This window comes from Levilactobacillus namurensis, from assembly GCF_032197885.1.
In the GTDB taxonomy this organism is placed as follows: Bacteria; Bacillota; Bacilli; order Lactobacillales; family Lactobacillaceae; genus Levilactobacillus; species Levilactobacillus namurensis_A.
The window spans coordinates 2,597,663-2,610,325 of sequence record NZ_CP134159.1; the positions used below are offsets into that span (position 1 = coordinate 2,597,663).

Below are 12,663 nucleotides of genomic sequence, written 5' to 3' on the forward strand. Positions count from 1 at the left end.
GTGCCCGCAGGCGTTCCAGCCTCTGAGCATAGGCGGGCGAATGGCTTTATCTCAGATGTAAACGAAAGGAAGTCTTTAATATGAAACAAACCACTAGCCGTATCTGTTCCCAATGTGGGTACCAGAACGCCGGCGACGCTAACTTCTGCCTGAAGTGTGGCGCTAAGCTCTCCGCGGCCGACGACTACATCATGGTGCCCCACAGTAGCGACCTGTCCTTCCCCCTGACCGGGCTGGACCTAACGGACGACGAAATCGCCCAAACTAAGCGCTTCGTGATCACCCAAGCCACCACGATTCCGGCGGGTTACCGTAGCGCTGGCCTGGTCTTCGCGGAAAGCGACGTCGCTCCGCAAGCCGGGCAAAAGGCCGCTTGGGAGGACCTGATGAAGCATCTGATGGCCCTTCTGTTGGCCAAGCACTACGACGGTTGCGCCCACATCGTCCTTCAACCGCAACCCACCAACCCTAGTCAACTCTGTCTCTACGGCGAAGCCCTCGTGGCTCAGCCGCAAGTCTAAGGAGGCGCGTTATGAACCAACGTCCGTTTTACGCGCCCGCTGACGACCAGGCCGGTGGCGACCGGCCCAACTTCTGTCCCCACTGTGGCCAACCCGTCGCCCCGACTGACACTTTCTGTCAAAATTGTGGGTACAACTTGGTCACCGACCAAGTGACCAACGACCAGACGCCCGAGGCGCCACAGCCGACGACCTCCGCACAGCCCAACCCGCAACCGACGGCTTCGCAGACCACGACGCCGCAACCAGCTCCGACGCCCCAACGGCGCCCGCGCACACCCCTGACCAAGTCCCAAAAGGCCAAGTGGTGGGGCCTGGGACTGGTTGGGGTGGTCCTCATCGGCCTGATTGGCTGGGGTGGCCACTACTACTCGAAAGCCACCACGCTAGACCGCATCACCAGCGACATCCGGAGCGGGAAACACCTAACTCACGACTTTGCCAGCAGTAGCGCTGATTTGAAACTGACCACCGCTAAGCTGGTCCCGGTCAACCGCTACTACCGCGATCATCCCCAACAGCTGGCCAGCTTAAAAGCGCAACTGGCAGCCGGAGGTCGGAGCACCGACGGCCACTTCACCTACCGGTCTACGGGACGACGTTTCCTGCTCTTCCCTAAGTACCAGATCAACGTCACGCCGGTCTATCCGACGGTCACCACCAACCACGCCAAGACAGTAATTTCCCTGGATCACCACACGGTCGCCACGGCGAACAGCGATACATATACCAAGAAGCTGGGGGCCTTAGTCCCCGGCGAATACCACTTACAGGCCAGCGGTAAGGTCGGCAGCCACCAGCTGACCAACAGCAGTGACTACCACATCACCAGCGATGCGACCTACGACCTCGAGTTGCGGACCATTTCGGCGACCTTTAATACGGTCCCGGCGTCCACCATTTACCTCAACGGCAAGAAGGTGGGAACGGCCGATAACACGGGGGCCTTTACGCTCAAAGACGAACCTTGGTCCGCCAACATGAGCGTTTACGCCCAGTATGGGTCGACCAACGGCACGGCTAAGTCGAACACCGTGATGCTGGATAAAAACGCCGACGGGGACACCGTCGACCTCAAGTATCCGGGCGTGATTGACGAAAGCGATGCGGACGACTTCATTAGTAACCTCTTCACGGCCATCGAGAACCTGTCGAACGGCGGTGACATGGATGACGCCACGGACGACGAAGACGACGACTTAGACGCCTTCTTCGAAAACGGCAGTAGTAACACCGAGTACCAGCAGTTTAAGTCCATGGGCCAAGGCTACTATAAGGATGACAACATCGACGGAACCACGATTACCACCACCATCAAGGACATCCAGCCCGGCCCCGACCGGACCAGTCTGGTCACCTACACGGTCAAGTACGACTTCATGCTCGACGACTACGACCACATCCAGACCTTCCAGTACACGGCAACGGTTAAGGATACCAGCCACGATAGCGATGCGAGTCTCAACAACCAGATTGTAAAGATCACACCCGCGCAAAAGATCAACGACTACCACGATAATGATGACTAACGGAGGACTTTAATATGGAAAAGACCACCTCGAAATTCTGTCCGCAATGCGGGCAACCCCTCGCAGCGGGGGCTAAGTTCTGTACCCACTGCGGGTACCAACTCAAGACACCGGCGGCTACGGCCGCACCGGACCAAGCCACGAACACTGCGTCGGATCAGCGCCAAGCCACGACCCATTCCCAGGCTGAAAACGCCGACCCAGCGGCCCCTAACCAGCGCCGCGACGACGTTCAACGGGTCAAGCGCTTCTCGGGCAACTACTTTGCCTGGTGGCTGGCGACCGTCAAGCACCCTACCCGAACCGTCGAGCAGACCCCGGCCCTCTTCGGCGGGGTGACCTACCTGCTGGCGGCCCTATTCCCAACGTTGGGACTGATGTTACTGGGCTTTCGGGCCGCATCCGCGGCCAACCAGGCCACGAACCTGGAGCTCAACCTGACGGGCATCATCTGGCGCGTTAGCGTTGCCGTTTTAATTGTCTTACTGCTGACGCTGGCCATTTACGCGGGCGTGGGCTACGGCTTCCGCCGGCTCAACGACACCACCGGTCAGCTGACGTTCAAGGCTTACGCCACCAGCTTTGCGGGCCTGTTAAACTTGGGGCTCGCCATCGAGGCGCTGGGCGTCATCGTCAGTCTGTTCACGCCGGTCGACTCCGCAACGGGTCTGGTCAGCTGGGGTTTCTTGTTCCTCCTGATTGGGGCGGCCATGCTGATTTTAAACATGGCCTTCGTCTACAGCGTGGTCAGTGACACGCCGCAACCGCGGTGGGACACTTTCTACCTGTTAGTGGTCGCCATCATCGCCCTCTCCTTAGCCCTAGGAATCTTTAGCGGCTTGGTCGGCGGCGTGATTGGCAGTTCACTGGAGAACACCTTCTCGCAAATCTTCGATAGTTACGGCAGCACTTCTAGTATCTGGTAACTTTTAAAATCCGCGGTCTTCTGGGACGGCGGATTTTGTCTGCCCTTTGTAGCCTAACCGTGGTATTCTAAGACTTAGACATTCTCGAAGGGGGCTCTGTTATGAGCTTAATTTATATCGAACGCGCAACCCTGGCAGCTTTGCCAGACATCATGGCCATCATCGATAGCGCTAAGGCCTTATTAAAGGCCGACGGTAGCCCGCAGTGGCAGGACGGATACCCGGATACCGACACGTTGAAACGCGACATTGCTGCGCAGCAATGCTGGTTGTTGATGGTGGACGGAAAGATTGCGGGGACGGCAACCATGGTGGTGGCCGACGACCCCAACTATCACCAGATCTATAATGGGGCTTGGCAAAACACCACGGACCCTTACGCCACGATTCACCGGATTGCAATTGGTGCCGGCTTTGGCGGTCAGCACCTGAGTCACTACTTCTTCTCCAACCTGATCAGTGCGGCGTACCGCGACGGCATCCGCAACTTCCGCATCGACACCCACGACTTAAATAAGCGGATGCAGGCCATCGTGACCAGCTTCGGGTACGCCTTCCGGGGGAAGATCTACGTGGACGAACCCGCCGAGAATCCTGAGGACAATGCGCGACGGGCTTATGAGTTGAATTTGTAAGATTAGCAGGTGGTCATCGGCCTTACCAAGTGCCCAGACAAGACTTGACCACCACTTGGACTAGAACCATCAAACCACAAAATGGCACGACTTCCGGAAAATTCCGAAGTCGTGCCATTTCTTTACGCTCCATGTCAATTTAGTGTGCTTTTTTCAAAATATACTTAGACGTAATCACTGCCAAGCAAACGCCCAACCCCAGCGGTAACAGGGCCGAGTAGTTCAAATGACAGACCTCAAAGATCATAAATAGTGCCATCAACGGCGCCTGTTGCGAAGCCGCTAATAATGAGGACGCACCGAGTAACCCGATCTCCCAAATCGGGACTGCGGGGAAAAAGTGATTGACCACGATTCCAAAGGTCACACCAACTACCGCGCCAATCGCAATCGACGGCGTCAAGGTTCCCCCAGAGGCCCCCGCGCGCAGGGAAAGTACCGTCACCAGGGCCTTTAAGACCGCTCCGATTAACAAGACCTTCAAGATAAACCCGGCGTTAGTGGTCGCAAACGCGGTCTGGGCCAAAGGCCGCCCGTTACTCATGATTTCTGGGAAGTAAAAGGCGATGAGCCCCGTCAACAACGCCACCAACGGCAGTTACCAAAGTAGCTTGTTGTCCCGGGTCTGGTGAGCGTTCGCCCATTTAAACAGCTTGCGGAACAGGGAACCTAAGATACCACAAACCGGACCCACAACCAAGACCACCAAGGTACTGATCAGTGAAAACTTACCGTTGCCGACGCCGTAATAGGGATGGAACCCCTTGAGGAGCGACCCCACCAACATGGCCTCAATGGACATCGTCAGACTAACCAGAATCGACCGTTGATCAATGCGTTTCAACAACAGCTCGAGGCTAAACATGGTCCCGGTAATCGGCGCAATGTAGACGCCGGCGAATCCGGCACCGGCCGCGGCGGCCACCAGCAACTTGCGGTCTTCCGCCGACAACTGGACCGGCGTGAACTTACTCATGAACCGTTGCCAGGTCTGGGAGAGCATAGCCCCCAGTTCCCGGGGCGCCAATTCTTTCCCGACGGACCCTCCGACACCCACGAAGAAGATTTGGGTGAAGACGTGTAGCGCCGTGGTGCCCACGGGCATCTTTTTACCATCTAATCCCTGATTAATGGAGACCGTGGGCTTCATCTTGGTTCGCATGAACCACCACGAAAGGGCCGCTAGGATGCCCCCTACCACTAACGAAATCAGCCGAATTTTACCGCCCGCGGCCCAGGCCACTGGCGACCAAGTGGTTTCGTTGTAGCGTAAGAAGAGGTGCTCAATCACGTCATAAAAGAGGCTCAACGCCAGCGACCCCATTCCCGCAAGCACCCCAATGATGATGGTGGAGATTGCGAGCACTCTGTTTTCTTTACTCTTTAACATATCAAACGTCCTTTGTGATTAATTTTAAGATTATCCATGGGTTCTCACCGAAACCCCATTCGTCACCCGACCAGTCGCCCACCATTCCCGAAAGTTCTGGTAGCTAACTTTGATCATGTCTTCTAAGGCCGGCTCGGTGAAGGACCCCATGTGCGGGGTCACCATCACGCGCGGGTGGGCTAACAACTGCCGCACGGCTGCATCCGGAACCGCGGCGACTTGGCCAAAGTCCTGGCCGATCAACTGGGTCTCGTTGGTCACCACGTCCGCCCCGTACCCGCCAAGTTGGCCGGCATCTAGGGCGTGTAGAATCGCCGCCGGGTCCGCTAATTCGCCACGCGCCGTGTTGACTAGAACGGCCTGGGGTTTCATTTGTGCTAAGAACTGCTGGTCCAAAGACTGGTCGTTCTCCCCCGGAATATACGGGACATGAACCGAGACGATGTCACTGTGGCCCAATACCGTGGCGCGGTCGCCGAACGTCACCACTTGCCGGTCGGCAACCTTAGGGTGAGGGGTGTAGGCCATGACCTGTGCGCCCAGTCCCCGGTAGAGGCGGGCCTCCGCCATCCCGATGCGTCCAGCACCGATGATGCCCACCGTCGCCGTATGGAGTTCCCGGCTAAAGTAACTGGCGGGTACCCGAAAGTCCCCCTGACGCGTCCGCTGAACTGCTGCATCGACGTGGCGAAAGAGGCTGAGCCCCAAGGTCAACGCCAGTTCCGCCACCGCATACGGGGAGTAGCCCGGTACCCGGGCAATCTGGATACCGAATTCCGCGGCCGCCACTAGATCGATATGGTTAACGCCCACAGAACGCGTGAAGACTGCCCGAATCCCCCACTTGGCGAATTGGCGCAGGTTTTCCCGGTCCACCACGCAGTTCCCGCGGACCAGGACCCCGTCCGCGCCGCGGGCTTGGTCGGCGTTGGCGTGAGTCAATAAATCCGCCACATAGGTCATCTCGAAGTGGTCATGATTTAACCGGTCGAAGTACGGCCGCTCGTTGGGCCGCACCCCGTACGCCGTAATCTTAGCCATGATACCCCCTACTTTCCTGTTCGATAGATTTACTATACCACCGATTAACCCCCATTTTTAGCGCTGGGACCTTTAAATAAGTCCTAAATGTGGCCACCTGCGAATCACAATAAAGGCGTTGCACCATCCCCGAACCCCCGGATATTCGCAAGTAAACACTTGCGCTAACCCCTAGGGCCCCGTGGGATTCACGCGGACAAACACCCCCAAGATCATAAAAATAAATCCGAAAGAATAACGGTATGCGCGGTTGAAATGTTACTGGTTTTTGATATTGGATAGCGTCTTTTAGTCGCTATTTTACGACATAGGCTGTATAATTGCGGGTAGTATGAAACCCATCGAGTTTATGGAAAGGGGATTTTAATCCCGATGTATCGTTTCTTTGTTCAACCACAAATCAACGTGGCTACCCAAAAGTTAGCTGGTTATGAATTGTTATTACGCTCTTCGCACCACGATTACTGGGTAACGCCGACCAATTTTACGGCCGTCTCTATGGCCCAACAGATGGTCCTGTCGCATCGGGAAATCACGAACATTCTTCGTGACCATCCGAACAATCCCCAGATTTCCTTTAACCTGAACCGCGAACAATTCAACGACCAAGAAACGATTGGTCATCTGATTAGTCTGAAAAAGTCCGTCCCGGGCCTGCACCTGATCATTGAACTGACTGAAGCGCCGTCCTTAAGCGAAGTGCACCGTTTCGCCGCACTGTACAAGGCCTACGACATTGAATTGAGTCTGGACGATGTCGGGACCGATAACCCTTGGACGTCGGCAGTTCGTGAGATTCTCCCGTTTATGGACACGATTAAGTTCGCCCTCCAGAATTTCCGTCGGCAACACCGGCAGTCCGAGATTCACAACAGTCTGCAGACTTGGCGCGACGTTGCGGACCTGTATCACCTGGGCCTCACCGTTGAAGGCATCGAGGATCAATCCGACGTGGCCTTGGCCGAAAAATACCGCGCGCAAACCACGCAAGGCTACTACTACAGCAAGCCCGTACCCTATTGTGGCTAAAAGTAATGGCCTTCCTTAACGCTGACAGGCTTTGAAGTGCAATAGAAAAGTTAGATGGTAATTTGATTTATGCTGCTAAGACTTGATTCCTGTATCTTACAGGGCTCAAGCCTTTTGTTTTCACTGAGATGCGTTCATTATTGAACTACTTGATATAGAGCTTCAAAATACCTCTTAACTCGGTAAGGTTTTGAATCCTGTATTGATTCAAACACTCATGTTTTAGAAGGCTAAAGAAACTCTCTACTAGCGCGTTATCATGACAATTACCTTTACAAGACATGTCTTGAACGATTCCTATCTTTTTGAGCTGTGACTGATAACTAGGAATTTGGTATTGCCATCCTTAATCGGAATGAAGGGTCGGCTGAATACCTCCGATAAGATGATTTTGGGCCTCATCTAATTTATCTTTGATTAGTTTTTTATTGAGAAAATAACTCGCTACTGCCGCAAGAACCTCGTAAGCAGTAAAATAGGGTATCCAAAATATATCCATTAACCCGGTTGTAAAAAATCGTTGATTTATTGTCGTCTACTTTAAGTTGTAGTGCTTTAGTTGAACGCATATTCAAAACTAGATTGGTATGGTCCGTTCAAGTTTGAACAATATCTGTTTTTTCACTCATCAAAAATACCTCACCATTTAATTATGATGAGGTAATCATAGAACACATTGAGCTGGCTTTAAATTCGGTCGGTTATTTACTGCTTACATAACCTCTTTAATTGCCTTGTTGATGACACTGAGATGTAGCTATTTACCGTTATATAAGACGACCTGCGTGACATCAGTATGCAGAATTGTTAAGGGCTTAGTTGCGGTGAACTTTTGCTTAGGAAAACTAGGCGCGATTTTGCCAATCATGACTTTATAAGAAAAGTACCCCACTTTGTCTAACAATTGTAGAGTACTTTCACCTTCTGTATTTTTTATAATGTCATTTTAAATTTATTGGGCTACCGCCACACCAGTTGCATCATAGAAATTATGAACCATTTGATTCCAGGCTACCTCAATATCATCATCCAATCCAAACAACCCACTGCGTCCAATAATATAAATGTCCGGGTTGGCATCATGGATTCGTTTGAACGACTTACGATTTGAAGAACCATCCATTTCAATAAGATAATGATATTGGTTCTCGTCGCGAATATCACGTAGCTGTACAATTTTATCCAATGCCGATTCTACAAACTTCTCACCGGCAAATCCCGGATCAACGGTCATAATCGTGACTTTATCCAAATCGTCCAAGTATGATGCAATAGAGTTTACGGGTGTCTCAGGATTAAGAACTACCCCCGCTTTAAGACCTGCAGCATGAATTTTATTAATCATGCGGTAGGCAGTTCCATTTGCCCGTTCCGCAGGGAAACAAATGTAATCGCTCCGTGACTTAATCAATTCATCAACCCAGAAAGTAGGATCTTCAACCATTAAATGCGATGAAACTGGGGTATTAGTCACTGTTCTTACTTGATCAATAAACCATGGCGATAACGTCAAATTAGGAACAAAGTGACCGTCCATAATATCGATATGAAATGAATCAACTTTATCACTTAAGAAGGAAATTTCCTCTTTAAAATTCTTTAAATCCATAGTCATCAACGATGGTGAAAATTTTACATTCATAAATTATTCCTCCAACTATTAAGAAATCTGAATATCATCCATATTTAAATCAGCTTCGATAGATTCATCATCAGCCTCTTCATCCTCATCTTCTGTAACCACTGACTTTTTGAGGATAGCTAATGTCATTCCAGTAACAACGACGTTGGCTACTAATCCTAAAATAAAGCCTAACGGACGAGTCATTGTCGGAATTGCCAACAGACCACCAAATGGTACCTTACTGTTGGAACTGAAGTACATGGAAATGGCTCCACCGACAGCGCCACCAATTCCTGTTGCCACAACACACCGAACAATATCATTTAAGACAATAGGTAAGACACCTTCAACAATTTCAAAAATTCCCATAGGGAATGCCGTTTTAATCGTTTCAACTTCAACCTTAGAGTAAATATTCTTACGGAATAATTTACCGAAGAAGTAAGCAGCTGTAAATCCTAATGGTGTGGCCATATTAACTAAAATCAAAGCCGTAATTGGTTCATTTACACCAGATGCCTGCATCGTTAAAACAAAAGCAAACACCGTCTTATTAATTGGTCCACCATAATCAACACTGGCTAAGATTCCAATCATCAAGCCATAGAAAATCTTGGATGATGTCCCTAAGGAAGCTAAGTAATGTGTTAACCAAGTGGTCAACCAACTGATAGGTCCCCCAATTACGTAAATCATGATCAGCGATCCTAGCAACGAAGCAATAAAAGGAACAACCAACATCGGCATAAGTCCACTAGCCCAACCAGGTAACTTAACATACTTGATAGTAGCTAGAACTAACCAGCCGGCCATAAATCCACCAATTAAACCACCAATGAATCCAGCACCAATTTGCTGAGCAGCTAATCCAATGACTATCCCGGGTGCGATACCCGGTTTATCGGCAATGGAAAAGGCAATTCCAGTCGAAATAATCATCGGCAGCATTCCTAAACCGGTACTTCCCATAACGGCTAAAGCGTCCCAGAAAGAAAAGCTTTTAGTTAAATCAGCTGATGAACTTCCACCAAAAGCCAAACCGATAGCAATCATGAATCCAGCGCCACAAACAACCGGAATCAAATACGAAATTGCTGTTAATAGATGATTCTTAAGACGTAAACTTTTTAACGCATCTTTCATGATTTTCGTCCCCTAACCTAATTAAGCATGAGCTTTTTGCTTTTTGCTAGCGATTTCAGCCGCCTTGTCCAACAATTTATTTGGCGACTTAATGGCAATGTCAGTAGGTACCGTAATTTTAGTGATGTTGGCGAACCGATCCATTCCTTTAATCTTTACATCAACTGCAAGAATAGCGATGTCAGCGCTTTCAATATCTTCTGGCGTTAATGCATCCTGGGTTCCAATCGTCCCCTGCGTTTCCAAATGAATATCAAATTCCTTTTTAGCCGCCGCTTTTTCTAACTTCTCTTGAGCAATATAAGTGTGGGCGATACCAACGGTGCAAGCACATACTCCAACAATTTTCATGATAAATTCCTCCTAATTAATCAAATGCCGCAACAATTTCATCAATATTATTTGCGCCCTTAAGCGCATCCAGAACATCATCATCACCCAATTTTTTTGCAAACTCAGATAACATTTTAAGATGAACCTGTGCTCCATCTGGACTATCCGTAACGGCAAATAACACAACGATTTGAATCTTTTGATCATCTAAGCTTTCCCATTCAATGGGATCATCCAGTGTAGCAATCGCTACAGCTGGATCTTTGACACTAACACTTTTACCATGTGGGATTGCCACACCGTTACCAATTCCTGTCATTCCTTGTGATTCACGTACATAAACATCTTTCAAAAATTCTTCTTCATCATCAACTGCACCGATTAAATTAAGTTGATGAATCATTTCTTTTAATACTTCATCCTTTGATGTTGCCATGCTATTCACAATAATTGCTTTCGGATTTAATGTTTCTTGAACAACTGCCATTCCTAACAACTCCTTTTATGATGTCATATTATTAACTGATTTAGTTTGAAACAACGCTTGAACAACCTGATGGTCAGCTAATCCACGGACAAATGATCTCATAGCTAACAGTTGCTCTTGCGAAGTTTGTTCACTTAAGAATAGAAAAACAACTCCAGTAACCCATATGCCCTCTTCCGTCCATTTCACCGGAAACTGGTGACAATCCACTAAAACAATTTTAGCCTCGTGTACCGCAGTCTCCTGACAATGTGGCATTGCAGTTTGCTCATCAATCAAAGTACTCGAAAGCCGTTCCCTTTTTCTCAAAGCAGCTTCAACTAAAACCGATGATGTAATAACGCCCTCATCCTGTAAGTTAGAACATACTCGTTCAAAGAGCGCATCTTTTTCTATTGGTTCATGTAACACAAAACGTTGCATTCCTTCTACTTTTTCCATGCGGCACCTCCAGACAACTGATTAATAATCTTACGAATAGCATTTTGATCACGTTGGCTAAATAATGCACTCACCACAATCACTGGAACATCACGCTCTGCTTTTAACGGAATTGTCGAAATAATAAAATCTATATCCCGATATTTCTGTCGGTTCGTCATATATTGATTCAATGAAATGACATCATCAACGACCAAATTAGGCAGCGTCTTATGAACTTTAACGCGTATAAGCTCAGCTGTTCCAATACCTGTAGTGCACGCAATTACAATATGCAACGGACGTTTAGTTTGCTCTACTACTCGTGCAATATAAATAGCAATAAAGGCACTTTCATCTAGAGAGATATTTTCCAATTGATACTTGACAGAAATCTTTTTAGAAGCTTGTACTACAGCATCTAAGATTTGCGGATATTCACGTTTGACCTGATCTAACAACTCATTCTTCGCCTGAATTCCATTAGCTAGCCTATTCAACATTGGCCGAATATGATTACTAAGATCTTCAATGATGTCATCTGCGTGAATCGTCATGTGGAGTATTTCGCCAACCATATACACATAGTCCTGAGCTACTTGAATCGCTCTTTGCGGAAGAATATCTGCACGTTGATCATCACCCGTAATTCGCGAGGCATTTAAGTACTCGTAGATATAAGTAATCTCAGTTGCCGGTAATTTTATGTGAGCATACTTTTCAATGCGCCGGCCCATAATCTGCGTACACTCCAGTAATTTCCGGTTAGGCATCTTACTTTCGGCAACTGGATGGACACCGATGAAGCCTCGATTTCCAACATTACGATACCGATTAATCAGAATATAAACATGGGAAAACAAATTAATATCATATGGATATGGAATTTCAATTCTCAAATCCTTTTCCGCATCACGAATCAAATCAATTACAAAGTTTACATCCATTTGATTCAAGGCTACCTTGGAGAATTTGAAGATATTATTAAAATCAATAATTCCCGTCAAATCGGTTAATACAGAGATTGCTCGTCGAACAACCAACTCTTCTCCCACAATTGCCAGTTTCCAATGACTACGATGCATTCGCAAACCATACCGTTCTAGCCATGTCCCAATAACTTTTTCATCGTTATTGATTACAGAATCGCTTACATAAAAATTCTTATAAAGACTACGAACATCCATTCCCTGAGGCGACATATACAACAGCCGTAACATTATTTGCTTACGTCGCTTACTGGGTGAAAAACCATCACCGTTAGAAATATCTACAACGTTACTATATGGTACCTCATCCGTCATAGTCCTTTGGCGATTTATTTCTACTCCCTTTCCTTTCGCTGTAACAATCAGTTTCGGTTTTCCTACGCGATCATTAATTTGGTTAATTGCCCGATATACTGTCTTTGGCGAAACATTAAGTTGAATGGAAAGTTTTGAAGCCGTTATATATGAATCTTGCTGATAAAGTAAGTTCACTAGCTCACGATTTACATCTGCTTTAACCATTCAGCTCACTCCTTTCTACATAACCTAGAATATCATCCTTTTAAGAAAGCGCTTTCTATATCTTTGTCCATTGC

The 12,663-nt window shown here is 48.4% G+C and carries 12 protein-coding genes and 2 pseudogenes; 5 read left to right on the forward strand and 9 right to left on the reverse strand.

Annotation, left to right across the window (positions count from 1 at the left end):
• Nucleotides 1-80 precede the first annotated feature (80 nt).
• The 4 genes from RIN67_RS12315 (at nucleotide 81) to RIN67_RS12330 (ending at nucleotide 3,611) form a co-directional block, all read left to right on the forward strand.
• Nucleotides 81-521, forward strand: a complete 441-nt coding sequence (locus tag RIN67_RS12315) for a zinc ribbon domain-containing protein (RefSeq protein WP_024747312.1) — start codon at nucleotides 81-83, stop codon at nucleotides 519-521.
• Between the two features lie 11 nt (nucleotides 522-532).
• Nucleotides 533-2,050, forward strand: coding sequence for a zinc ribbon domain-containing protein (locus tag RIN67_RS12320; RefSeq protein ID WP_265000119.1), 1,518 nt, complete (start codon nucleotides 533-535; stop codon nucleotides 2,048-2,050).
• Nucleotides 2,051-2,064: 14 nt separating this feature from the next.
• Complete coding sequence (locus tag RIN67_RS12325; RefSeq protein ID WP_265000118.1) at nucleotides 2,065-2,976, forward strand: zinc-ribbon domain-containing protein; 912 nt, start codon at nucleotides 2,065-2,067, stop codon at nucleotides 2,974-2,976.
• 101 nt (nucleotides 2,977-3,077) lie between these two features.
• Entirely contained in the window at nucleotides 3,078-3,611 is a 534-nt protein-coding gene (locus RIN67_RS12330) for a GNAT family N-acetyltransferase (protein WP_265000117.1), read from the forward strand.
• A 139-nt stretch (nucleotides 3,612-3,750) separates the two neighbouring features.
• On the opposite strand, the pseudogene RIN67_RS12335 reads toward RIN67_RS12330, so the two are convergent.
• A pseudogene (locus RIN67_RS12335) lies at nucleotides 3,751-5,001 on the reverse strand (chloride channel protein).
• 30 nt (nucleotides 5,002-5,031) lie between these two features.
• On the reverse strand, nucleotides 5,032-6,042 hold the full coding sequence (locus RIN67_RS12340; protein ID WP_265000115.1) for an NAD(P)-dependent oxidoreductase: 1,011 nt from the start codon (nucleotides 6,040-6,042) through the stop codon (nucleotides 5,032-5,034).
• Nucleotides 6,043-6,414: 372 nt separating this feature from the next.
• Between RIN67_RS12340 and RIN67_RS12345 the strand changes: the two genes are divergently transcribed.
• A complete protein-coding gene (locus RIN67_RS12345) occupies nucleotides 6,415-7,071 on the forward strand; it encodes an EAL domain-containing protein (RefSeq protein WP_107738204.1) in 657 nt (218 codons plus the stop codon).
• A gap of 67 nt (nucleotides 7,072-7,138) precedes the next feature.
• Here the strand turns inward: RIN67_RS12345 and RIN67_RS13410 are convergent.
• The 7 genes and pseudogenes from RIN67_RS13410 to RIN67_RS12375 form a co-directional block, all read right to left on the reverse strand.
• Nucleotides 7,139-7,402, reverse strand: a pseudogene (locus RIN67_RS13410) (IS3 family transposase).
• Nucleotides 7,403-8,023: 621 nt separating this feature from the next.
• Complete coding sequence (gene alsE, locus RIN67_RS12350) at nucleotides 8,024-8,713, reverse strand: D-allulose 6-phosphate 3-epimerase (protein ID WP_265000114.1); 690 nt, start codon at nucleotides 8,711-8,713, stop codon at nucleotides 8,024-8,026.
• Between the two features lie 18 nt (nucleotides 8,714-8,731).
• A complete protein-coding gene (locus RIN67_RS12355) occupies nucleotides 8,732-9,838 on the reverse strand; it encodes a PTS fructose transporter subunit IIC (RefSeq protein WP_265000113.1) in 1,107 nt (368 codons plus the stop codon).
• Nucleotides 9,839-9,859: 21 nt separating this feature from the next.
• On the reverse strand, nucleotides 9,860-10,189 hold the full coding sequence (locus RIN67_RS12360) for a PTS fructose transporter subunit IIB (protein ID WP_265000112.1): 330 nt from the start codon (nucleotides 10,187-10,189) through the stop codon (nucleotides 9,860-9,862).
• A gap of 16 nt (nucleotides 10,190-10,205) precedes the next feature.
• On the reverse strand, nucleotides 10,206-10,658 hold the full coding sequence (locus RIN67_RS12365; protein WP_265000111.1) for a PTS sugar transporter subunit IIA: 453 nt from the start codon (nucleotides 10,656-10,658) through the stop codon (nucleotides 10,206-10,208).
• A gap of 15 nt (nucleotides 10,659-10,673) precedes the next feature.
• A complete protein-coding gene (locus RIN67_RS12370; RefSeq protein WP_265000110.1) occupies nucleotides 10,674-11,099 on the reverse strand; it encodes a PTS sugar transporter subunit IIA in 426 nt (141 codons plus the stop codon).
• Nucleotides 11,087-12,589 carry a BglG family transcription antiterminator gene (locus tag RIN67_RS12375; protein WP_265000109.1) on the reverse strand — a complete coding sequence of 501 codons (1,503 nt, stop codon included), beginning with the start codon at nucleotides 12,587-12,589 and terminating at the stop codon, nucleotides 11,087-11,089. Before RIN67_RS12375 ends, RIN67_RS12370 begins: the two co-directional genes overlap by 13 nt.
• Nucleotides 12,590-12,663: the final 74 nt, after the last annotated feature.